The following is a 23,608-nucleotide window of genomic DNA, read 5'->3' as shown; positions in this document are numbered from 1 at the left end:
CAACTCTCCTTGCCATGGGGTCAGCGGTATTGTGGGTAAGACGCCGATGACGCGGCGGATGTTCTGATAAAGCCCTGGTAGAGCCTGCCATCGCTGCCGGGGTAGCGGCGGATAAAGGCGCAATGACTGCCTGGCACCTGTGCCTGCTTGTCGCTGAATTCTACCTCCGTGCTGGCAGGGACTGTGGCGGACTGTTCGAGGTACTCATCGGCAGATCCCTGCACCAGACCAAAGCGACTGTCGAGACGAAAGCCCTGCTCCAGCAGATAGTCATTCAGCTCATCAATGCCGTCGTCGTGACTTAAGCTATTGATCAGTAAAGCATAGTGGTGGACACAGAAGCCAAAAGCGGCGATCCAGGCGGCATGCTCGGAACTGCGCTGCAACTGCTGATAGCTGTCGAAATCGATCTTCCAGTGCCGGCCTGATATGCAGAAGTCGTCCTGCTGCGGTGCCGCAGACGGAATCTGACTGATCAGCTGGTGCAGAATATTGCGCACCTCATCGCCGAGAGAATCGACATTCAGCTCGGTGAACAGCAGTTTCGGCAGTGTGGTGTCGGGGTGTTGATAGTGGCGGGCAAACAGGCGGGTGCCGCTAATGTCGAATTCGCCGCAGGCCTGGTAACCGGCGCGCTCGAATGGTTTGGCCAGCTGGGTAATATTAACCCTTGGCAGTGCCAGGGTGTGCAGGCTCAGGTGGTCAATGCGCAGCTGAGGATTATCGTTCAGCAGCAGGCTGTGAATGCGGCGGGCATCGGGGGTTCGTGTAAGGAAGTCTTGCCAGAGCATCTCCAGCATATGATCCAGCTGCTCGCGTCTCATAACGCACCCCCTCAGGATTGGTTGCACCGCTATTATCCCGCAGTGTGTTACAGCGCAGTGGTCACACCATTGCAAATGTCAGTTTAGACGCTCTGCCATCAATTAGGCGCCGCGAGGGCTGCGGTGTCTGCTGTGAGTGTCACGCGCATTGGCCGGCTAATCGCCAGGCGAACCGGCATGGAAAAAACAGGAAAGCGGGGGTAATGCGAGGGAGCCTAAATTGGGGGTAACTTTTCAGGGCTCTGTTTTAGCGTGCTGTGCATAAATAGGTATAAGTAGTTTAATGTCTAACTATTTCAATATAAAACAGCATGTTAGCGTTTATTTTTTGAGCAGGGCACAGGCTTGAAACAGGTTGTTCACAGCTTTTGTTTTGTGAATATCTTGTGGGCTATTTGTCGACAGAAAATATCCACATTCGGTTTAACGCTTTGATGGGCACAAAAAAAAGCACCTGACAGGTGCTTTTTGGTGCCTGAAGTTATCCACAGATGGGCAGAATCGAGCGCCGTCGGTGGAAAATGTCTGTGCTCAGAGTGCGTCCGGGCCGGTTTCGCCGGTGCGGATACGGATAACCTGTTCGAGCGGGGTGACGAAGATTTTGCCGTCGCCAATCTTGCCTGTGTTGGCTGTCTTGGTGATGGCTTCAATGACCTGGTCAATCATGTCGTTGTCCACAGCCACTTCAATCTTGACCTTGGGCAGAAAGTCGACCACATACTCGGCGCCACGGTACAGCTCGGTGTGGCCTTTCTGGCGACCGAAGCCTTTGACTTCGGTTACCGTAACACCCTGGATGCCGATTTCGGACAGGGCTTCGCGAACATCATCAAGTTTGAATGGTTTGATAACCGCAGTAATCAACTTCATAGCGTGCTCCCTATGCGATCCTGTGCCAGATACGGCGCTGGACGCTGTAATGGAAAGTAAAATCCGTGTTCTCGCCCGGCTTTGCAAGCCCGGTGCCGGGGCTGTCTGATGCCCCCAGAACCTGAATGCTCGAAAAATTCACGTCAGTATACCCGTAAAATCAGCCTGGCGCCTACGCTGCACTCTGTGCAGATCAGAGTGGTCGCCGCTGTGTCGGGGGAACGAAAAGGGCGCCCTGCGGCGCCCTTGAGTTCCAATTACCTCAGCACTATTTTTTGCTGGAGCTGAATTCCGGGTAGGCTTCCATGCCGCATTCGGCAAGGTCGACACCTTCGTATTCTTCTTCTTCGGTGACACGGATACCCATGACAGCCTTGAGCAGCAGCCATACCAGCAGGCTGGCGAGGAAGACCCAACCGAAGATGGAAATGATACCCAGCAGCTGACCACCGAAGGTCGCATCAGCATTGTTGAGCGGTACCGCCAGCAGACCCCAGACACCGGCGATGCCGTGTACAGAGATGGCACCAACAGGATCATCAATCTTGATCTTGTCCAGGGTGACGATGGAGAACACCACCAGCACGCCACCCACACCACCGATCAGGGTTGATACCAGGGCACTGGGAGACAGCGGATCGGCAGTGATGGCAACCAGGCCTGCCAGAGCGCCGTTGAGTGCCATGGTAAGGTCAGCTTTTTTGAACCACAGACGCGCTACGATCAGGGCGGCGATGACGCCACCGGCTGCAGCGGCGTTGGTGTTCACGAAGACCTGAGCGACCGCATTGGCTTCACCGACGTCGGACAGTTTCAGCTCGGAACCACCGTTGAAGCCGAACCAGCCCAGCCACAGGATGAAGGTACCCAGGGTTGCCAGCGGCAGGTTGGCACCCGGAATGGCATTGATTTCGCCATTCTTGCCGTACTTGCCTTTGCGGGCACCCAGTACCAGTACACCGGCCAGGGCTGCAGAAGCACCTGCCATGTGGACGATACCCGAACCTGCAAAGTCAGAGAAACCCGCTTCGCTGAGGAAACCGCCGCCCCAGGTCCAGTAGCCTTCAACCGGGTAGATAACACCGGTCATGACTACTGCGAAGGCCAGGAAAGCCCAGAGTTTCATGCGCTCGGCAACGGCACCGGACACGATGGACATCGCCGTGGCCACGAATACAACCTGGAAGAAGAAGTCCGAACGGGACGAGTAGTAGGGGGCGTCATCGCCACCGGCCAGCACCGCATCGACGCCGTTTTCATCGCCGATCAGGGCGCCGAAGCTCGGCAGTACGCCACCGGCATCGGAGCTGTACATGATGTAGTAGCCGCAGAGCAGATACATGGTACAGGCGATGGCGTAGAGCGCGATGTTCTTGGTCAGGATTTCGGTCGTGTTCTTGGCGCGCACCAGGCCCGCTTCGAGCATGGCGAAACCTGCCGCCATCCACATTACCAGAGCGCCGCATACCAGGAAGTAAAAGGTATCCACGGCGTATTTGAGCTGGGATAAATCCGCAGCGGTTGTTTTAAGAAGCTCTTCCATCTCGACAGCCCTCCGTTCAGGCGCGATTGGTGAATTTAAAGTGCGTCGTTACCGGTTTCGCCGGTGCGGATTCGGATAACCTGCTCCAGCGGTGTGACAAAAATCTTGCCGTCGCCGATTTTCCCGGTGTGGGCCGCCTTGCTGATGGCTTCCACCACCTGGTCCACGAGATTAGCCGACACGGCCGCATCAACGCGGACCTTTGGCAGAAAGTCGACGACATATTCGGCGCCGCGGTAAAGTTCGGTATGACCCTTCTGGCGACCAAAGCCTTTTACTTCGGTCACGGTAATGCCCTGAACACCAATTTCGGACAGCGCTTCACGGACATCGTCCAGTTTGAAGGGCTTGATGATCGCCGATATAAGTTTCATGTGTCTGTCCCTCATCTTTGGACTGGTTCCTTTTACGTGCCGCCCGGCTGCGAGTGACCCGTAACGGTTGATTACCTCTAAGCGAAACTTGTGCCATATTTAATAAGTTTATAAATAACAATGAATTGCAGAGATATTGGCGTGCAGGGTAGGAAAATGACGCCGAATTGGGCATTGCCGGGTGATTATTGCGTGCACGATTTGGGTGCGCGCACCAATTTGGTGCCAAATAGGCGCAGCCTCGGCCCAGGCCCGCGCCAGCACCTGGGCTCAGCTGCTCCGTAGAGGCGAAAAATGCTAAGCTTGCGCGAAATTACCGGAGATTGTGCAATGCTTAATCAAAAGATTATTGAGACGCTTTCGGCCCAGCTGAGCGAGTTGTTTGAAGGTGGGCGTGGTCTGCCTGGGCAGGAAGCGATGCGCCAGCAGGTACGCGCGGTGCTGCAGAGCAGTTTTGCCCGCCTGGACCTGGTAACGCGGGACGAGTTTGATGCCCAGGCCGCCGTGCTGGGGCGTACCCGCGAGAAGGTCGATCAGCTGGAACGCAAGCTCAGCGAAATTGAACAGCGGCTGGATAACGGTAACGGCGCGTAAAAGATGCTATACAGCCAGGCGCACGACGATAGCCCGTAAAGCTGGCTAAAAAATGCACAAGGATGGTGCAAAAACGCGTAACACCCGACAGCACCGTTTGGGAGCAGCCGCAAACCAGGGATGGTATCTATGTCACTTGCAGTGGTTCATGCCCGCGCCATGCTGGGAATTAGTGCACCGGCAGTTACGGTGGAAGTGCACCTTTCCGGTGGCCTGCCGTCGCTGTCCATCGTCGGCCTGCCTGAAGCCGCGGTACGTGAAAGCAAGGATCGGGTGCGCAGCGCCCTGATCAACTCCGGTTTCGATTATCCGCAACGTCGCATCACCATCAATCTGGCACCCGCCGACCTGCCCAAGGAAGGTGGACGTTATGATCTGGCGATTGCACTGGGCATTCTGGCGGCTTCAAAACAGCTGCCACCTGAGTCCCTGGCCGGCTGGGAAGTGCTGGGCGAGCTGACCCTGGCGGGGGAGATCAGGCCGGTACGGGGCGTGCTGCCGGCGGCCATAGTGTGTCGCGATCTGGGCCGCGCCCTGCTGGTGCCCCGCCTCAATGGTGCAGAGGCTGCCCTGGTGCAGGGCTGCGATGTGCGGGTCGCCGATCACCTGCTGCAGGTCTGTTCGGCCTTGCGCGGCGACAGCACTCTGGAGCTCGCCCTGGCAGTACCGCCGCCTGCCGTATCAGGCCTGCCCGACCTGATGGAGGTGAAGGGGCAGTATCAGGCACGCCGGGCGCTCGAGGTCGCTGCCGCCGGCAGCCATAATCTGTTGTTCAGCGGCCCGCCCGGCAGTGGCAAGAGCATGCTGGCGGCGCGCTTGCCGGGGCTGCTGCCGGTATTGGGTGAGCGGGAACGGCTGGAAGTGGCGGCGGTGTATTCGGTGGCGGGCTGTGCCATTGATACCGTGGGTCACGGCAACCGGCCCTTTCGCAATCCGCACCATACGGCGTCGGCGGTGGCGCTGGTGGGCGGCGGCAGTCAGCCGCGCCCCGGCGAGATCTCCCTGGCGCACCAGGGCGTTCTCTTTCTGGATGAGCTGCCGGAGTTTCCCCGCGCCGTGCTGGATGTGCTGCGCGAGCCGCTGGAGACCGGTGAAATTCTTATTTCCCGCGCCGCCAGTCAGATGCTTTTCCCCGCGCGCTTCCAGTTGCTGGCCGCCATGAATCCCTGCCCCTGTGGCTATTTCGGTGATCCGTCGGGCCGCTGTCGCTGTACGCCGGACCAGATTCAGCGCTATCAGGGACGTATCTCGGGTCCGTTGCTGGATCGTTTCGACATGCAGCTGAATGTGAAGGCGCTGGACCCTGCCCAGCTGCTGGATCCCGCTCGCGGCCAGGGGGAAGCCAGTGGCGTGGTGGCCCAGCGCGTGGCCGCCGCCATGAGCCTGCAGCAGGCGCGCCAGGGACGGCCCAATCGGGATCTCGGGGCGGCGGAGCTGGATCAGGTCTGTGGGCTGGCGGCTGCGCAGCGGGATTTGCTGGTGAATGCTGCAACAAAACTGGGGCTGTCGGCCCGCGCCTGCCATCGCATACTGCGAGTAGCGCGCACCCTGTCGGACCTGGCCGCAGAGGAGCGGGTCGGCGAGGCGCAGTTACTGGAAGCGCTGAGCTTTCGCCAGGGGTTGCTGCGCCAGGGTGGCTCGGGTTCGCGCTAGTCCACATGACCCTCAGAGTTTCCGGCTGGCTGCAGCGGTGGCTCAGTTACCGCGCAACATGCGCATGAAGTCTTCGATGGGGACCGGGGGACTGAAGAAATACCCCTGTACCTGATCACAGTCGTGACGGATCAGAAATTCCAGCTGGGTCTTGTTTTCGACGCCTTCGGCAATGACCTTTTTCTGCAGGTTGTGGGCCAGATTAATGATGGCGCGCACGATCTCCTCATCATCCTTGTTCTGGTTCACACCGGCGACGAAGGACTTGTCGATCTTGAGGGTGCTGATCGGCAGCTTTTGCAGCAGAGCAAAGGACGAGTAGCCGGTGCCGAAGTCGTCCAGCGAGAAGTCGATGCCCAGCGCGCTGAGTTCTTTCAGGCAGCTCTGCACATGGGCTTCGTCGGAGAAGAGTGCGGTTTCGGTGAGTTCGAACTCCAGTCGGTGCGGATCTATCTGGTTCTTGTCGATGATGCGCCGGATTGTCTTGGCGAGGAAGTCATCCTTGAATTGTCGAAAGGACAGGTTGACGCCGATGCTGCCGTAGCGAAAACCCGCTTCCTTGAACTTGAGCATGTCCTGGCCGGCCTGGTGAATCGCCCAGTATCCCATGGGAACGATGAGGCCGGTTTTCTCGGCGATGGGGATGAACTCATCCGGCTGTACCAGGCCGCGTTCGGGGTGGTTCCAGCGCATCAGGGCTTCGGCGCCGATGATCTTGCCGGTGCGCAGGTCGATGCGGGGCTGGTAGTAAAGTACGAACTGCTCCTGGCGCAGGCCGGTCCAGAGTTCCGGTTCCAGGGTGATCTGGGTGGCGGGGTCTGTGTCCTTGTCGGCTTCGAATATGGCGTAGCTGCAGCCGTGTAGCTGTTTGGCGCGCTGCCGCGCCTGGGAGGCCTGGCGGATCAGCGAGTCCAGCTCGCGGCTGTGCTCAGGCGCAAAGGCCACGCCTATACTGCTGGGCAGCATGATTTCCCGTTCGCTGCACTGGTAGGGGTGGCTGACATACTGCATCAGCCGGGTAATCAGCCCAAGGGTGCTGGCGCGCAGGTCGGTGTCCGGCTCGGCTTCCAGAATGATGGCGAACTCGTCGCCGCCAATGCGGCACAGCTGTTCGTCCTGCAGACAGCTTTGCAGTCGCTGGCTCAGCTGGCGTACCACATCGTCGCCGGCGGAATGGCCAATGCTGTTGTTAAACTTGCGAAAGCCATCAAGGTCCACAGTGATCAGCGCCACACCGTGCTGATGGCTGTCGATGCGCGCCAGGGCTTCGAGCAGCTGGCGGTAGAAAAACTGCCGGTTGCCGATGGCGGTGAGCGGATCGGCATGGCGCAGGTAATCGATCTGGGCGTGCTGTTGCTGGCTGCCCAGCACATAGCGAATGGCGCGCTGCAGGGTGTCGGCCGCCAGTGTCCGCAGTGGCAGATAGTCGGCCACTGCCTGATTCAGCAGCTTGCGCCCGGTCAGATCATTGATGTCGTCATCCAGCACTATGATGGGAATGGTGCTGTTGCAGCGCTGGAACGTCAGCAGGGTGGCATTGTCGAGCAAATACTTTGCCGGCAGGCAGAGAAACAGCAGGTCGACCTTCTCGCAGCCGATCAGAATCAGTGCCTGGGACACATCTGCACAATGCTGTATGTCGTATGCATGTTCAGTATTGAGCAGGGTGCCGATCTTGTCCGATGTCTGGAGGTCATCTGCGACGATCAGTAGCTTGATTACTGACTCGCTGGTTTGCCGCTGGGCAGACTGCATCAGGTTAATACCTCACAAATGGACAGCAATACACAGGTGCGTGCGTTGGACTGCCGTCGCCGGTTGGTGAGGGATCCTTTGTGCTTGTGTGGCCCCGTTCGTGGCATAATACGCCGTCCTGCGCGCTTGCAGGACAAACTTAGCACGAGGCGCCAACAATATAAATGACAGCGAAGGCCCGTTTAATCAGGCAGTTGTTGCTGTTATTTCAGTCAATCCTTGAATGTATCCGGAACCTACCCAGTCCCGGATTCCCCTTCCGATATTGACCGTTAGCGGCCGTGTTTCCCGCGGCTTTAGTACTTTTTCGAATACTGACTCATGAGCAAGCTCAATCCCAGACAGAAAGAAGCGGTGGAGTATGTGGGTGGCCCGCTGCTGGTTTTGGCCGGCGCAGGCTCCGGCAAGACCAGCGTTATCACGCGCAAGATCGCCTATCTGATTCAGAAATGCGGTGTTGAAGGGCGTCATATCGCCGCCGTAACCTTCACCAACAAGGCATCCCGCGAGATGAAGGAGCGGGTCGGCCAGCTGGTGAAAGGCAAGGAAGCCCGTGGCCTGACGGTGTCGACCTTCCACAACCTGGGTCTCAATATTATCCGCCGGGAGCACCGTACCCTGGGGTTGAAGCCTGCGTTTTCGCTCTTCGATGATCAGGACAGCAAGGCGTTGCTGCGCGACCTGATGCTGCAGCAGGACGAGGATGCCGAGCAGGTCGACAGCGTGCGCAACCAGATCTCGAACTGGAAAAACGACATGCTGGAGCCTGGCCAGGCGCTGGCCCTGGCCGCGGGCCCGGACGAGCTTCTGGCGGCCCGTGCCTATGAGTCCTACGAAATCCATCTGCGCGCCTATAACGCGGTGGATTTTGACGACCTGATCCTGATTCCGGTGCGGCTGTTCCAGAACAATCCCGAGGTACTGCAGCGCTGGCAGGGGCGTATCCGCTACCTGCTGGTGGATGAGTATCAGGACACCAACCTGTCGCAGTACCGTCTGGTGCGCCAGCTGGTGGGGCACCGCGGCGCCCTGACGGTGGTCGGCGACGACGACCAGTCGATCTATGCCTGGCGCGGCGCGCGGCCCGAGAACCTGATTCAGCTCAATGAGGACTTCCCGAGCCTGAAGGTGGTCAAGCTGGAGCAGAACTACCGTTCTACCCGCTTGATTCTGAAGGCTGCCAACACCCTGATCGCCAACAACCCCCACGTGTTCGAAAAGACGCTGTGGAGCGATATGGGCTATGGCGATCCTATCCGGGTGATCTACAACCGCAACGAAGAAACCGAGTGCGAGCGCATCGCCACCGAAATACTCGACCGGCACCTGCGCAAGGCCGTGCCCTTCAAGGATTTCGCCATCCTCTACCGCGGCAACTTCCAGGCCCGTCTGCTGGAGGTCAAGCTGCAGGCGTATCAGGTGCCCTATAAGCTCAGTGGCGGAACTTCCTTTTTCTCCCGCGCTGAGATCAAGGATGTGATGGCCTACCTCAAGGTGCTGATCAACCCGGATGATGACAACGCCTTCCTGCGCATCATCAATACGCCCAGGCGCGAAATCGGCCCCAGTACGCTGCAAAAGCTCGGCACCTACGCGTCCGAGCGCCAGGTAAGCATGTTTGCCGCCTGTGATGAAATGGGGCTCGAGCAGATGCTGCCGGCGCAGGCGATCGATCGTCTGCGCCGTTTCCGCGACTGGATGCAGCGCATCTATCGCCAGTGCCAGGAAGTCGATCCCGTGGATGCCATTCGCGAAATGGTGCGCGATATCGACTACGAAGGCTGGATACGGCAGAACACCGCCAGTGAAGCGGCGGCTGACAAGCGGGTACAGAACGTCTGGTTTCTGCTGGACTCCATCCGCTCGACCCTCGATAGGCTGCGCGAAGACGACCCCGATGCCGGTATCGAGGAAACCATCACCCGCCTGATCCTGCTTGACCTGCTGGACCGCCAGGAAGAAGAGGATGACTCCGACCGGGTGCAGCTCATGACGCTGCACGCATCCAAGGGGCTGGAGTTCCCCCATGTGTTCATGATGGGGATGGAAGAAGAGTTGCTGCCACACCGCAACAGCATCGAAACCGGCACCATCGAGGAAGAACGCCGGCTGGCCTACGTCGGCATCACCCGGGCGCGGGAAACCCTGACCATGACCCTGGCGCGCCAACGCAAGCAGTACGGCGAGATGGTGGACTGCCTGCCGAGCCGCTTTATCGACGAAGTGCCGCAGGAAGATCTGGTGATCGAGGGGCTGGAGCGCAACCAGGATCAGAACAAGGCACGCGGAAAGGCCACGCTGAACAGCCTCAAAAGCCTGCTCGACAGTTTTTAGTTGGTCTTTTCAAGGAATTGCAGATGAATGCCGCACGGGAAAAATGGAATCGACGTTACGAGGCCCGCTCGCAAGCAGCTCCCGCAACCCCCGCCTTTGTGACCCAGGTGGCGCCCGGGCTTTTGCCGGGTTCAGTGCTGGATCTGGCCGCCGGCGATGGTGCCGCCAGCCTGGCACTGGCACGGCTGGGCTTTGCGGTAACTGCGGTGGATATTGCCGAGGTTGGTTTGGCTCGCCTGGTGGGCTTTGCCACCGCCGAACAGCTGGCAATCCAGACCCACTGCCGTGATTTGGCTCAGCCGGACTGCCTGCAGGGCCTCGGTCCCTTCGATAACATCCTGGTCTGCCGCTACAAGCCCGAAGCTGCGCTCTGGCCGCAACTGGCTGCCGCCCTGGTGCCCGGCGGTCTGCTGGCGTTCAGTACCTTCAACCTGCAGCAGAATGAGCGGCACGGCTTCCCTGCCCGCTTCTGCGTAGCGCCCGGGGAACTGGACGCCATTGATCCTGGGCTTGAGCTGCTGAGCTGGGGGAGTGTCATGCGCGGCGACGACTGCTTCGATGATTACCTGTTTCGCCGCCGCTGATCCGAACGCGCACTGTATTGCGCGGGCTCAGGCCTCGAACAGCGATTCAATCGCCGGCGAGATATAGGGCCGGCCGCGTTCGTTCAGTGCCGTGCCTGTCACCAGACCGTCGAGCATGACCTTGTCGTCGGCCAGACGAATGACCCGCTGGCGAAAGCCGAAGCGTACCTTGCCCAGGCGCTCGGTCGTGACCTCGACCACAAAACGGTCGCCGCTTTTCAGTGGCGCCTTGTAATCCAGTTCACTGCGAATCACCACCAGATGGATACCATCCTGGGCCAGGGCGGCGAAATCCACGCCTTTGGCCAGCAGGTACTCGTGACGGGCGTGCTCCAGGTAGTTGAAATAGACGCCGTTATTGACGATGCCCTGGATATCCAGTTCGTAGTCCCGTACCTGGAATTCAAGGCGAAATGGCTGTGTCATGGGGTTTCCCGTGTCGTTGAGTGAATCGTTTAATGTTGCTGGCGGATCCAGGCGTGCGCTTCTGTCAGGTTGTCCAGGATGATGCTGGCAGCGGAAAAGTCATGGCTTTGCGCCTCTGGGCTGCGGATGGCGACCACGCGCAAGCCCGCGGCACAAGCGGCGGTAACGCCCACTTCGGTATCCTCCACCGCGATGCAGTTATCGGCCTCGAGCTGCATCAGTGACAGTGCCTGCAGATAGCCATCCGGGGCCGGCTTGTTTCGGGCAACATCGTCGCCGGTGACCACATGCTCGAACAACGGCTCCCAGGCGTGGCCGCGCAGGGATGCCTGCACGCAGTTACGCTGAGAGCCGCTGACCAGTGCCAGGCGCAGTTCGCCTGCGAGGGCACGCACCACCGTATCGGCGCCCGGCATCTGTGGAAAGTAGGCGTGGGCGAGATAGGCTGCATTGGCGGCAAGCTTGGCGGCCGTCAGTTGTTCGATGCTGGCATCGGGCCTGTACAGCGCCAGAATATCGGCGGCGTTTTGCCGGATCGGCACGCCCAGCATGCGGCTCCAGTAAAGCTCGTCGCTGATCGTCAGCCCCCAGGGCTCGAGCGCCTGGCGCCAGAGCTGCAGGTTGACCGCCTCGGAGTCCACCAGGGTGCCGTCGTGATCAAACAGAATTGCGTGCAGTGCCATCCAGATGCTTCCTGTCGCTGATGTTGATTGATGCGCACTCTAGCATATTCCCCGTTACGCGCTCAGCAGCAGGTGGTTCCCTGGGCTGTCATGCGATGGTCATGTTCACTGACTAGCATGCACGCCATTCTTGCAGGAGGAAATTCCATGAAACCCACACAGTCTGACGTTAATGCCCAGGATACCGATAGCCTGGTAGGCACCGATTTTGATGCTCTGGTCGACAAGGCCCTGAGCCGTCGCAGCCTGCTCAAAGGCGGCATGGCGGCCGGCATGCTCGGATTTTTCAGCCTGTCGCCCATGGCCCAGGCAGTTGCCGCCGCCATGGAGCCGTCCCGCCTGCTGGGCTTCAAGGCGATCAAGGCGTCCACCGACGATGCCATAGTGCTGCCCAGCGGCTATCGCTCCTCGATTCTGATGTCCTGGGGTGATCCGGTACTGCCCGGTGCGCCGGAATTTGACCACCAGGGTGGCAACAGCGCTGCCGATCAGGCGCTGCAGTTTGGCGACAACACCGATGGCATGGCGCTGTTCCATTTCAAGCGGGCCGACGGTTCCGTCGATCCGGACCGTGCGGTGCTGGCAGTCAACAACGAATACTGCAACTACGAGTACCTGCTGAAAAACGGCACGGTTGAATCGCGCGAGGATGTGGAAAAGGCCAAGGCCGCGCACGGCAACACGGTCGTGGAGCTGGCGCGCGACGGCGAGGGTCACTGGCGCTATCTGCGCGACTCGAAGCTGAACCGCCGTATCCACCTGGAAACCGAAATGACGCTGACGGGGCCGGTCGCCGGGCACGAGCTGGTCAAAACCGCCGCCGATCCCAGCGGTCGCAAGGTTTTGGGTACTGTGAACAACTGTGCCAACGGCCGCACGCCCTGGGGCACCTACCTGACCTGCGAAGAGAACTTCCAGAACGTGTTCGGCGCCGACCGTGACGAGGACGTGCCAGCGGATCAGGCCCTTTATGGCGTCAAGGCGGCGGAAGACCGCTACGGCTGGTGGCGGCATGACGAACGCTTCAATCTGAGCCGCACGCCGAACGAACCCAACCGTTTCGGCTGGATCGTCGAGTACGATCCGTTCGACCCGCAGTCGACACCGATGAAACGCACGGCCCTGGGCCGCGTGAAGCACGAGAACGCCGAACTGGTGCTCAATGCCGATGGTCATGCCGTGGTTTACATGGGCGACGACGAGCGCGGCGAACACATCTACCGCTTCGTCTCGAAGGGCAAGTACGATCCGGCCAATGAAGCCGCCAACCGTGCCCTGCTGCAGGACGGCACTCTCTATGTGGCGCAGTTCAACGGTGGCGAGGGTGACAAGCACGCCGGTACCGGTCGCTGGATCGAGCTGACCCATGGCAAGAATGGCCTGACCGTCGAAAACGGCTTTGCCGACCAGGCGACACTGCTGGTGCACACCCGCAAGGCGGCCAAACAGGTCGGCGCCACCAGCATGGACCGCCCGGAATGGGTCAGCGCCAACCCGCTGAACGGCCAGGTCTACTGCACCCTGACCAACAACAAGAACCGCGGCAAGAAGGACGACCAGCCGCTGAACGGCCCGAACCCGCGCGCCGCCAACCACTATGGCCAGATTATCCGCTGGGAAGCCAAGGGCGGCGACCATACCGCAGAAGAGTTCGTCTGGGATCTGTACCTGATTGCCGGCAATCCGGCACAGCACCAGGATGCCTACGCCGGCTCGTCCAACATCACTGCCGATAACATGTTCAACAGCCCGGATGGCCTGGGTTTTGACAAGGACGGGCGGCTGTGGATCCTGACCGACGGCGAGGACTCCAACGAGGGCGATTTCGCCGGCATGGGCAACAACCAGATGCTCTGTGGCGACCCGGCCAGCGGCGAGATCCGTCGCTTCATGGTCGGTCCGACCGGCTGTGAAGTCACAGGTCTGACCTTTAGTGAAGACTACAAGACCATGTTCGTCGGCATCCAGCATCCCACCGGTGGCTTCCCGGACTACCAGGATGGCGGCAAGCCGCGCTCCAGCATAGTGATGGTTACGCGGGAAGACGGCGGCGTGATCGGCGCTGCCTGAACCTGACGCCCGGAGGCTGGGCTCCTGCGACTCACCACTTACAATTCATTCGCCTTGCGATAGCGCCCGCTATAGTCGAACAGCCGCTCGCGCACCCGCCAGTGGGGGCCGGCCTTGCGGGCCACGACAAAGTCCGGTGCGCTGAAAGCGTCGGCCACGGCCAGCACCTCGGCCAGGGTTTTGAAGTGGCGGGGTTCGGTGGCGGCATTGAAACGGCGGCCGAACAGGCGGTTGAAGACCGCCCGCTGGCCAGGCTGCCTCAGATCAAAACGTTCGTGCAGTTCCTCGCCCTGTTCATCGTGGTAGCTGATGCGCAGGGCTTCCCTGTGTTCGCTGAAACTGACACCGGCGCAGCGGATCACGCGGGCATCCCTGAGCTGCAGGGCGCGCTTGAGCAGGTCGTCAGGATCTATGATGGCTTCGCTGCACTGGTGGCACTGGCGTGCCGCTATATCATTCTCAGCGCCACAGTGCGGACATTCCTTGAAACGAAAACGGTAGTCGCACTGCTCCTTGTGGCCAGTGTCATCCTCGAGCAGGCCCTGACAGCGGCGGCCATAGTGCTCGGTTACAGTGCCGGCGCCATCGGTCTTGCCCCAGAAAATATTGGCAAAGCCGCAGCCCGGGCAGAACACCTGCACCGGCTCGCTGTCGCTATCGGGTTTCTTGCTGCCGACTTCAGGGGCGAACAGGTTGAAGCCGTTGCCGGCGTAGTCGATCACCAGGCAGTCGGTCTTGCCGGGGGCCAGACGCAGGCCGCGGCCGACGATCTGCTGATAGAGGCTGACCGACTGTGTGGGTCTGAGGATGGCAATCAGATCCACATGGGGTGCATCGAAGCCGGTGGTCAGCACCGCCACGTTCACCAGGTACTTGAGCTCCCGCGCCTTGAAACCTGTGATCAGGGATTCGCGCTCAGCTGCAGGGGTGGTACCGGTCACCAGGGCAGTGCAGTCGCCGGGCAGGTAACCGGTAATTTCCTGTGCATGCTTGATGGTGGCGGCGAAAATCATTACGCCGGCACGCTCGCAGGCCAGTTCCTGTATCTGTTCGCAGATGGCCCGGGTTACGCGCGGGTACTGGCTCAGCAGGCTGTTGAGCTCAGACTCGCTGTAGTGGCCGGCAGCATTGGCCTGCAACGCTGAAAAGTCGTAATGGGCGATGCTCGCATCCACCAGCTCTGGCCGGGTGAGAAAACCATCGCGGATCAGCTGCGACAGCGGCAGTTCGTAGATGCAGTGGCGAAAGGGACGGCTGTCTTCAGCCCGGACAAAGCCGCGGTAGTGGTACTGGTAGATCCAGCCCTGACCCAGGCGATAGGGCGTGGCGGTAAGGCCCAGTACCTTGAGGTTGACGTTCTGCTCGCGCAGCGTCGCGACCACCTGCTGATACTGGCTGTCATCACTGTCACTCACACGGTGACATTCGTCGATGATGAGCAGCGAATAGGCGTTACGAAACAGCTCCAGGTTGCGTGCCACGGACTGCACGCTGGCGAAGGTCACCTGGTGCCCGCTATCCCTGAGCCCCAGACCTGCCGAGAAGACACCGGCGCTGAGGCCGAAGGCGGCGTATTTGGCGTGATTCTGCTCCACCAGCTCGCGCACATGGGCCAGCACCAGAATACGGCGCCGCGCCAGGCGGGCCAGCTCGGCGATGACCAGGCTCTTGCCGGCGCCGGTGGGCAGTACGATCACGGCAGGTTCGTCGCCGCCACGAAAGTGGCGCAGCGTCGCATCGACGGCGTCCTGCTGGTAGGGGCGCAGCTTGATGCTGGGAGACCCGGACGCCATCAGTGCTCGCCCGTGCGTTCGCTGCGAAGGCTTTCGGCGGCGCTGAACAGGTGTCCCGAGACGGTGCGCAGCAGGTGCATGGCCACGGCGGCGTCATTTTCCACGATCTCGAGTAGCTCGCGACGCTCGATGCGCAGGGCCAGCACGGGCTTGATGGCCTGCAGGTCCATGTTGCGTGGCTGATCGACAATCACCGAGAGGTCACCGATCAGGCGGCCCGGTCCCACCGCGGTTATGGGTTCGTCGGCAGCTGTGGCGTCGGGCCAGCGCAGCTCGGCCAGGCCTTCTACGACTATGTAGGCGCCATCGGGCAGGTCGCCGCTGCGAAACAGGTGCTCGTCGGCCTCGACCCTTATCCAGCGCGACGCATAGGCCAGCAGGCGCACATGGGCGGGGCTGAGTTTGGCGAAGGCTTCAGTGCTGGCAATCACCTTGCGCTTGTTCTCGAAGTCTTCGATGGTTTCTGACGGCGGCTCCGCCGGCGCCTGGGTGTCGCCACCCTGCGGGACCTGGCCGTCCTGCAGATTGATCGACTGGTCGAACTGCTCAATGTTATGGAAGCTGGGTTCCAGCACAAAAATGGTGGCTTCAGGCAGCAGGCGCCTGATCTTGCGCAGGGCCTCGCTGCGCTGGGCGACCGAGTGGCTCGCCAGCGCCTGATCCAGCACCAGAATATCCGGCTTCTTGATGGTTGCGCGCAGGAAGGCAAAGCGCTCCTGGGCGATGGGCGGTATTTCGGAACCGCCCAGCCCCACCGGTATGCTGCGGATCAGCATGGACAGGGGCCCGTGCAGCCCCGCCTGCAGCAGCTCTTCGGCGACGATGCTGCGAATATTGCGTTCGTTGGTTTCGCCGGCACGGGCCAGCTTGCCGAAAATCAGGTTCTCCAGCACGCTGATGCCGGGGTTGACGAGTTTTTCATCCAGAGGCCGGTAACGGCTCTGGAACAGCGCTTCGTGCAGCGGGATACATGCATCGCGCATGGCCAGCACGGCGGCGCAGATCGACCGCGGCAGCGGCATGTCCAGTTGCTCGGGGGTCACCATAAAGGGCAGAGACAGGCGCAACTCGGCTTCGGCGTTGGTCAGCGGGCGGCCGGTGTCCTGTTTCTGGTGTACCTCCTGCAGCGCCCGGAATATTTCCGGGGTCAGTCCGCCGAGGCGTTTGAACATCGGGTGATTGGCGCCGATGGAAGCAAAGGTGTGTACCAGGGTTTCCAGCAGACCCCGGGCGAAGTGCTCAAGCTCAGGCCCAAAGCCCGCCGCACTGAAGCGCTTGATCAGCTGACGGGTGGTGGCGGCATGCTCGTCGCGGCTGGAATGCAGATGCACCGCGAACAGCAGGTTTTCGGTCAGTGTAAGGCTCGGATTCAGGCCATCACGTTCGAAAGGATGAATAAAGCGGGCCAGGTTTTCCTCTGCCAGCCGGCGCGCCAGACGGGGACGAAACTCAATCATTTTTTCGGCCAGGGAGGGCCTATCCGAGGGCTCAAAGCGGGCATCCAGAGCGCGTTGCGACAGGTAGTCCTCGCTGCCCATGGAGTCGACGATCATGAGCCACCACTGATTCAGCTCGTCCAGCTTGCTGAAGCGGGCGATATCCAGATCCAGCCATTCGGCATTGACCGGATAGGTACTGTTGCCCGAGGCCAGGGATTCCTGCAGCTCGGGGTCATCCAGCTCCTGAACGCCGAGGTCTGCGCGCGGGTTGCGGCGCAGCGGCATGTAGATGTTTTCACCCACAGAGGCGTTAAACAGATAGGGCGTTGAGGTGGCAATGCCGATACGGGCGGAGATGACCGCCTGATTCAGCCGTCCCAGGTTGTGCGTGCCGATATTTACCTGGCCGGACGACAGGCTGATGCTGCGTGACAGGACCTGGGAGAAGGCCTTGCGTACCGTGCTGTTACTACTCTGGACGGCCACCATGGCGCCCGCCGGTACACTCAGGCTTATATTCGACAGTACCCGGCTGCCGTTGGGGTCGGTAATGCAGACCTGGTCAAAACTGATAGCGCCGTTGAGGCGCGGCAGTTCATCGCCGGATTCCTCGAACAGCTCGGCGTCGAGAATGTCGTCGGGCTGGAACTGGTCGCGCAGGCTTTTATAGCGGTCGCTGGTTTCCTGAATCTGGCTGATGTAATTGAGCAGTTCGCGCCAGGGCGTGACTATGTCCTTGTAGGCGGTGATGGCGGCGACCAGGGCACCGATGGAGAGCGAGCCCTGAATCACCAGGTAGCCGCCCACGGCGTAAAACAGGAAGGGGGGCAGATTATTGATGAAGTTGTTGAGGAACTTCATGAAGAATTTCTTGCGGAAAATATCGCCGCGGATATGGAAAATGCCCCCCAGTCGATGGCTGAAAATCGCCAGCGCATAGGGAGTGCCACCGTTGCTGCGCAGGTCATCCAGCCCCTGCACGCATTCGCCGATCAGCTCGGACAGCTTGCGTACCCGGCGTACCCGTTCGCGGTGCAGTCGGTTGATGCGTCGCTGCAACAAGGGCGTAATGATGGCCTGTAGCGGCACCAGCGCCACGGCGGCGAGGCCAAACCAGGGATTCTGGATAAACAGGAAGGTCAGGATGGTGAGCATCTGGCCGGCCTGGAACAGCGGCAGCGCCAGGGCATCGCCCATGATGCCGCTCAGGGGCTCGACCTCGGCCGTGACCATGGATACCACTTCGCCCTGGGACGTGCGTCTGAAGCGGGCGGCGGGGAAACGCAGCACCTGGGTGATCAGACGGTAGCGCAGGCGCCGCAGCAGGCGTTCGCCGACGATGCCCTTGTAGATGTTCAGCCGCATCTTGATCAGACCGCCACAGAGCACCATGAACAGAAAGGTAAAGCTGAGCAGCAGCAAAAAGGGCAGTTGCAGGAAAGCAACGCCCATAATATGCACCGGAAATTCGGTACCGCCGATGGCCTCATTGAGGATGCGCTTGGGCAGCTCGAGACTGGCATAGAGTACGGGAAACGACAGCAGCGTAATGGCCAGCAGCGCAAACTGATGGCGGGAACTGTAGCGCCAGATAAAGCTCAGCAGTGTGGGCTCTAGCCGATCCGGGGGAGTGCTGGACTGGCCTGGTCGCCACTTCATGCCGATAAATCTTCCTGAGATTCGTACAAGGCTGTCGCCTTAAGTGTAGCCCTGACACAGCCTGTCGCTGCCGGGGATCGCCGCTGCCTGGGAACCGATGCGGATATCCCGCTGCGGGGGAGGGATTCTAGCAGATTGTATTCTCTGCTATCACATGGATATCAATCTGGTAAAATTGGCGTCCTGCGTCCGGGTTTCCAGTACCGAGCCTGTCGCAGGGACTGGCCACGCTGCTATGATGCTTTGAGCGTGTTCGCAGGAATCCCCGGATTGGTTTCATCCGCTGATTCTGTGGTGTGAATGGTGTGCTGTCGGGGCGGAATCGCTCGTGCAGTGGCGCCGCGCACTTCCCCTACTCACCTGTTTTTACCGAGTGACTGGCCCCACATGAAATTTCGCTTTCCTGTAGTCATCATTGATGAAGACTTCCGTTCTGAAAATATCTCGGGTTCCGGTATTCGCGACCTTGCCGAAGCCATCGGCCAGGAAGGCGTTGAGGTTATCGGCTTTACCAGTTACGGCGACCTGACCGCCTTTGCACAGCAGGCCAGCCGTGCCTCCAGCTTTATCGTCTCGATCGACGATGAAGAGTTTGGTGATGGCAGCGATGCCGATGTCGAGAAGGCGCTGGCGGGTATTCGCGGCTTTATTCGGGAAGTGCGCAAGCGCAACACCGACATTCCGATTTTCCTGTATGGCGAGACCCGCACGTCACGCCATATACCCAATGAAATTCTGCGTGAGCTGCATGGTTTCATTCACATGTTTGAAGATACGCCCGAGTTCGTGGCGCGGCATATCATCCGTGAAGCCAGGAAGTACCTCGATTCCCTGGCGCCGCCCTTCTTCGATGCCCTGATGGATTACGCCAGCGACAGTTCCTATTCCTGGCACTGCCCCGGCCATTCCGGCGGCGTGGCCTTTCTGAAAAGCCCGGTCGGGCAGATGTTCCACCAGTTCTTTGGCGAGAACCTGCTGCGCGCAGACGTCTGCAACGCCGTGGACGAACTCGGCCAGCTGCTGGATCACACGGGCCCCGTGGCTGCCAGCGAGCGCAATGCGGCACGCATTTTCGGCTGCGATCACCTGTTCTTCGTCACCAACGGCACCTCGACCTCCAACAAGGTGGTCTGGCACTCCACGGTGGCGCCCGGCGATATAGTGGTGGTGGATCGCAACTGTCACAAATCGATCCTGCATTCCATCATCATGACAGGCGCGATTCCGGTGTTCCTGATGCCGACCCGCAACCACTACGGCATTATCGGGCCTATTCCCAAGAGTGAGTTTGCCCCCGAGACCATTCGCCAGAAGATCGCCGACAACCCCTTTGCCCGCAATGCGGTCAACAAGAAACCGCGTATTCTGACCATTACCCAGAGCACCTACGACGGTGTGCTCTACAACGTCGAAACCATCAAGGACATCCTGGGCGGCACCATCGATACGCTGCACTTCGACGAAGCCTGGCTGCCCCACGCGGCCTTCCACAGCTTCTACCGCGACATGCACGCCATCGGTTCCGGCCGTCCCCGTTCGGACGACACCCTGGTGTTCGCCACCCAGTCGACCCACAAGCTGCTGGCGGGCCTGTCCCAGGCGTCGCAGATCCTGGTGCAGGACAGCAAGAACCGCAAGCTCGATACGCATCGCTTCAACGAATCCTACCTGATGCATTCGTCCACCAGTCCGCAGTACGCCATTATCGCTTCCTGCGACGTGGCGGCGGCGATGATGGAAGCGCCGGGCGGCACCGCGCTGGTGGAAGAATCCATTCTGGAAGCGCTGGATTTCCGCCGCGCCATGCGCAAGGTGGATGACGAGTTCGGCGCCGATGACTGGTGGTTCCAGGTCTGGGGACCGGACCGCCTGGCCGACGAAGGCATGGGGGATCGTGACGACTGGGTGATTCATTCCGGCGATCGCTGGCATGGTTTTGGCGAGATCGAGTCGGGCTTCAATATGCTGGACCCGATCAAGGCCACCATCATCACCCCGGGGCTGGACGTGGACGGCAGCTTCGACGACGTCGGCATCCCCGCGGCTATCGTCAGCAAGTACCTGGCCGAGCACGGTATTATCATCGAAAAAACCGGACTCTACTCTTTCTTCATCATGTTCACCATCGGCATCACCAAGGGCCGCTGGAACTCGATGGTGACGGAACTGCAGCAGTTCAAGGATGACTTCGACAACAACGAGCCGCTGTGGCGCGTCATGCCGGAATTCGCCAAGCGTTTTCCCAAGTACGAGCGTGTCGGCCTGCGCGACCTGTGCAGCGAGATCCACGAGGTCTACCGCCAGTACGATGTGGCCCGCATCACCACCGACATGTATCTGTCCAAGATACAGCCGGCCATGACCCCGGCCGATGCCTGGGCCAAGATGGCGCATCGCCAGGTAGAGCGCGTGGCGATCGACGATCTGGAAGGTCGCATTACCGCCATGCTGGTAACGCCCTATCCGCCGGGTATTCCGCTGCTGATTCCGGGCGAGTGCTACAACAAGATCATCGTCAGTTACCTGCAGTTTGTGCGTGACTTCAATGGCCGCTTCCCGGGCTTCGAGACCGACGTACACGGTCTGGTGCGCGAGAAGGTCAACGGCGAAGATCACTACTTCGTGGATGTGGTGAAAAGCTGATTCGTAACGGATACCGGGCTGCTGACGCAGCCCGGCCCGACAGCAACACCCTTCTCCCTGCCGCTCTGCACGCAGGAATTGTTTCGCCGTACCTATAACCGCTGTCGCCGAAGGCACCTACTTGCCTTTGCCTTTGCCTTTGCCTGCGCCTTGGCTTCCGCCTCCCCCCTTGAACCTGCTATTGCCCCCGATCAGCACCCTTTGCAGCCAATGGATAGTCATTGCAGGCTGCGTCATTTAGATCCCTGTCAATTGCTTGATACTGCAGCTATGGCTCTGGACTGTACACAAGTTAACCAAAGCCGCGTGCGTTTGCTTCAGCCCCCGCGTGGGCCGGGCGACATAAGAATAAGGTTGGCTGACGGGAGAATGCTGTGAAAACGGTAGATGTGCATAAAATTATCGATGAAGCTCGATTCAACAAATTTCACTGGCTGGTGCTGTTCTGGACTGGTCTGATCATTATCTTTGATGGCTATGACCTGATCATTTACGGTGTGGTACTGCCCAAGCTGATGGCCGAGTGGAATCTGTCTCCGGTGGATGCCGGCACCCTGGGGAGCACGGCGCTCTTTGGCATGATGTTCGGTGCCCTGTTTTTCGGTCCGCTGTCGGACAAGATAGGGCGCAAGAAAACCATTATGATCTGTGTCGCCCTGTTCAGTGGCGTCACCTTCCTCAACGGCTTTGCCCGTGATCCGCTGGAGTTTGGACTCTGCCGTTTCATTGCCGGTCTTGGTATTGGCGGTGTCATGCCCAACGCCGTCGCCCTGATGACCGAATATGCGCCAAAGAAGATGCGCAGTACCCTGGTCGCCATCATGTTCAGCGGCTACTCCATCGGTGGCATGGCTTCGGCTTTTATCGGCATGAACCTGATTCCGGCCTATGGCTGGCCTTCGGTCTTTTTCGTCGCAGGCATACCGCTTCTGCTGCTGCCGCTGATCTGGCTGCTGTTGCCGGAATCTGTCGGCTACCTGCTGCAGTCTGGCCGCAAGGCAGAGGCGGTAAAGATGCTCAACCGGCTTGATCCAGGCTGCAATGCACAACTCGGGGACGATCTGCAGATGCCAACCGGGAAGGAGCCCGGCAGCGTACCGCTGCTGTCTCTTTTCACCCACGGCCGTCTGCTGTCTACGCTGATGTTCTGGGTCAGCTTCTTCTGCTGCCTGATGATGGTCTACGCTCTGGCCTCCTGGCTGCCGAAGATCATGGAAGCCGCCGGCTACGAAGTGAAGAAGGGGCTGCTGTTCCTGCTGGTGCTGAATTTTGGCGCCATGTTCGGGGCCATCGGTGGCGGCTTGATGTCTGACCGCTTTCACCTGCGTCGTGTGATCACCATCATGTTCCTGCTTGCCGCTCTGTCCATCGGGCTGCTGGGCTTCCTTAAAGGTTCGATGACCGTTCAGTATCTGCTGATTGCCATCGCCGGTGCCTGCACCATTGGTACCCAGATTCTGCTGTACGCCTACGTGGCACAGTACTATTCGGTGTCCAACCGCTCCACCGGTATCGGCTGGGCCTCCGGGGTGGGCCGACTTGGCGCTATCCTGGGCCCGATCCTCGGTGGTGTACTGATGGCAGCGGAGCTGAACGTCGAGATGAATTTTGTTGCCGTCGGTGTGCCGGCGCTTGTCGCCGCGCTGGCCATTTTCCTGGTGGGGCGTGAGCCCCGGCAGGCTCCGGTCGTCGCCGCGGCATCGCTCGCCACCCAGGCGGCCAGGTCATAGACCGGCGGTGAAACAGGGCTGCCGTCTGGCGGCCTGACGAACTGTGCGGCCCGGAGCCCGCTGGGCATTGACAGGCCGCACGCATAAAAAAGCCGCTCCTCTGGGGGAGCGGCTTTTCTGTCGCCGGCTGATCCTGCGGATCAGGGGCTGAGGGTTTTCTCGCCGCGGGCGATACCCGAAACACCCGAACGCACCACTTCCATGATGTTGGCGGTGCCCAGTGCGCTGATAAAGGCATCGAGCTTGTCGCTCGCACCGATCAGCTGCACTGTGTAGGTACTGGGTGTCACATCGATGATCTGGCCACGGAAGATATCCGCGGTGCGCTTGATCTCGGCGCGGGCAGCGCCAGAGGCCTTGAGCTTGATCATCATCAGCTCGCGCTCGATGTGCTCGCCTTCGGTCAAATCGACCACCTTCACAACGTCAATCAGCTTGTTCAGGTGCTTGGTGATCTGTTCGATAACACGGTCATCCCCGATGGTGGTGACGGTCAGACGCGACAGGGTCGCATCGTCCGTCGGCGCCACGGTGAGGGATTCGATGTTGTAATTACGCTGGGAGAACAGGCCGACCACGCGAGACAGGGCACCCGGTTCGTTTTCCAACAGAACTGAAATGATATGTCGCATGC

Annotated in this window: 17 protein-coding genes; 7 read left to right on the top strand and 10 right to left on the bottom strand. The window is 60.1% G+C overall.

Features of this window, described 5'->3' with window-relative positions:
• Positions 1 to 20: 20 nt before the first annotated feature.
• From MRS74_RS02225 to glnK (MRS74_RS02210), 4 genes are all read right to left on the bottom strand, one after another.
• Positions 21 to 824: a DUF1338 domain-containing protein gene (locus tag MRS74_RS02225; RefSeq protein WP_254578635.1), complete on the bottom strand. Its 804-nt coding sequence runs from the start codon at positions 822 to 824 to the stop codon at positions 21 to 23.
• 531 nt (positions 825 to 1,355) lie between these two features.
• Positions 1,356 to 1,694 carry a P-II family nitrogen regulator gene (glnK, locus tag MRS74_RS02220; RefSeq protein ID WP_254578634.1) on the bottom strand — a complete coding sequence of 113 codons (339 nt, stop codon included), beginning with the start codon at positions 1,692 to 1,694 and terminating at the stop codon, positions 1,356 to 1,358.
• Positions 1,695 to 1,962: 268 nt separating this feature from the next.
• Positions 1,963 to 3,237, bottom strand: coding sequence for an ammonium transporter (locus tag MRS74_RS02215; RefSeq protein ID WP_254578633.1), 1,275 nt, complete (start codon positions 3,235 to 3,237; stop codon positions 1,963 to 1,965).
• Positions 3,238 to 3,272: 35 nt separating this feature from the next.
• Positions 3,273 to 3,611 carry a P-II family nitrogen regulator gene (glnK, locus tag MRS74_RS02210; protein WP_254578632.1) on the bottom strand — a complete coding sequence of 113 codons (339 nt, stop codon included), beginning with the start codon at positions 3,609 to 3,611 and terminating at the stop codon, positions 3,273 to 3,275.
• A gap of 330 nt (positions 3,612 to 3,941) precedes the next feature.
• Between glnK (MRS74_RS02210) and MRS74_RS02205 the strand changes: the two genes are divergently transcribed.
• Together MRS74_RS02205 and MRS74_RS02200 are read left to right on the top strand one after the other, a co-directional pair.
• Positions 3,942 to 4,205 (top strand): accessory factor UbiK family protein, encoded by a 264-nt coding sequence (locus tag MRS74_RS02205; RefSeq protein WP_254578631.1) that lies wholly within the window; start codon positions 3,942 to 3,944, stop codon positions 4,203 to 4,205.
• A gap of 129 nt (positions 4,206 to 4,334) precedes the next feature.
• Positions 4,335 to 5,858 (top strand): YifB family Mg chelatase-like AAA ATPase, encoded by a 1,524-nt coding sequence (locus MRS74_RS02200; protein WP_254578630.1) that lies wholly within the window; start codon positions 4,335 to 4,337, stop codon positions 5,856 to 5,858.
• Between the two features lie 42 nt (positions 5,859 to 5,900).
• On the opposite strand, the gene MRS74_RS02195 is transcribed toward MRS74_RS02200, so the two are convergent.
• Complete coding sequence (locus tag MRS74_RS02195; RefSeq protein WP_254578629.1) at positions 5,901 to 7,613, bottom strand: two-component system response regulator; 1,713 nt, start codon at positions 7,611 to 7,613, stop codon at positions 5,901 to 5,903.
• A gap of 321 nt (positions 7,614 to 7,934) precedes the next feature.
• On the opposite strand from MRS74_RS02195, the gene rep reads away from it, so the two are divergent.
• Together rep and MRS74_RS02185 are read left to right on the top strand one after the other, a co-directional pair.
• Positions 7,935 to 9,947: a DNA helicase Rep gene (gene rep, locus MRS74_RS02190; protein ID WP_254578628.1), complete on the top strand. Its 2,013-nt coding sequence runs from the start codon at positions 7,935 to 7,937 to the stop codon at positions 9,945 to 9,947.
• A gap of 23 nt (positions 9,948 to 9,970) precedes the next feature.
• Positions 9,971 to 10,531, top strand: coding sequence for a class I SAM-dependent methyltransferase (locus MRS74_RS02185; RefSeq protein WP_254578627.1), 561 nt, complete (start codon positions 9,971 to 9,973; stop codon positions 10,529 to 10,531).
• Positions 10,532 to 10,558: 27 nt separating this feature from the next.
• Here the strand turns inward: MRS74_RS02185 and MRS74_RS02180 are convergent, their stop codons facing one another.
• Both MRS74_RS02180 and MRS74_RS02175 read right to left on the bottom strand, forming a co-directional pair.
• On the bottom strand, positions 10,559 to 10,957 hold the full coding sequence (locus tag MRS74_RS02180) for an acyl-CoA thioesterase (protein WP_254578626.1): 399 nt from the start codon (positions 10,955 to 10,957) through the stop codon (positions 10,559 to 10,561).
• Positions 10,958 to 10,986: 29 nt separating this feature from the next.
• Positions 10,987 to 11,640: an HAD family hydrolase gene (locus tag MRS74_RS02175; RefSeq protein WP_254578625.1), complete on the bottom strand. Its 654-nt coding sequence runs from the start codon at positions 11,638 to 11,640 to the stop codon at positions 10,987 to 10,989.
• A 147-nt stretch (positions 11,641 to 11,787) separates the two neighbouring features.
• Between MRS74_RS02175 and MRS74_RS02170 the strand changes: the two genes are divergently transcribed.
• Entirely contained in the window at positions 11,788 to 13,710 is a 1,923-nt protein-coding gene (locus MRS74_RS02170) for a PhoX family protein (RefSeq protein ID WP_254578624.1), read from the top strand.
• A 38-nt stretch (positions 13,711 to 13,748) separates the two neighbouring features.
• Here the strand turns inward: MRS74_RS02170 and radD are convergent, their stop codons facing one another.
• Together radD and MRS74_RS02160 are read right to left on the bottom strand one after the other, a co-directional pair.
• Positions 13,749 to 15,503 carry a DNA repair helicase RadD gene (gene radD / locus MRS74_RS02165; RefSeq protein WP_254578623.1) on the bottom strand — a complete coding sequence of 585 codons (1,755 nt, stop codon included), beginning with the start codon at positions 15,501 to 15,503 and terminating at the stop codon, positions 13,749 to 13,751.
• Positions 15,503 to 18,601, bottom strand: a complete 3,099-nt coding sequence (locus MRS74_RS02160; protein ID WP_254578622.1) for an ABC transporter transmembrane domain-containing protein — start codon at positions 18,599 to 18,601, stop codon at positions 15,503 to 15,505. Before MRS74_RS02160 ends, radD begins: the two co-directional genes overlap by 1 nt.
• A 387-nt stretch (positions 18,602 to 18,988) precedes the next feature.
• Between MRS74_RS02160 and MRS74_RS02155 the strand changes: the two genes are divergently transcribed.
• Together MRS74_RS02155 and MRS74_RS02150 are read left to right on the top strand one after the other, a co-directional pair.
• On the top strand, positions 18,989 to 21,244 hold the full coding sequence (locus tag MRS74_RS02155; protein ID WP_254578621.1) for an arginine/lysine/ornithine decarboxylase: 2,256 nt from the start codon (positions 18,989 to 18,991) through the stop codon (positions 21,242 to 21,244).
• Positions 21,245 to 21,618: 374 nt separating this feature from the next.
• Entirely contained in the window at positions 21,619 to 22,974 is a 1,356-nt protein-coding gene (locus tag MRS74_RS02150; RefSeq protein WP_254578620.1) for an MFS transporter, read from the top strand.
• 140 nt (positions 22,975 to 23,114) lie between these two features.
• Here MRS74_RS02150 and ilvN read toward each other — a convergent pair whose 3' ends face one another.
• Entirely contained in the window at positions 23,115 to 23,606 is a 492-nt protein-coding gene (ilvN, locus tag MRS74_RS02145) for an acetolactate synthase small subunit (protein ID WP_254578619.1), read from the bottom strand.
• Positions 23,607 to 23,608 lie beyond the last annotated feature (2 nt).

The sequence above is a fragment of the Marinobacterium sedimentorum genome, from assembly GCF_024267675.1.
Taxonomy (GTDB): domain Bacteria; phylum Pseudomonadota; class Gammaproteobacteria; order Pseudomonadales; family Balneatricaceae; genus Marinobacterium_A; species Marinobacterium_A sedimentorum.
Note: the sequence above shows the minus strand (reverse complement) of the source record. Positions and strands in the feature narration are given on the sequence as shown.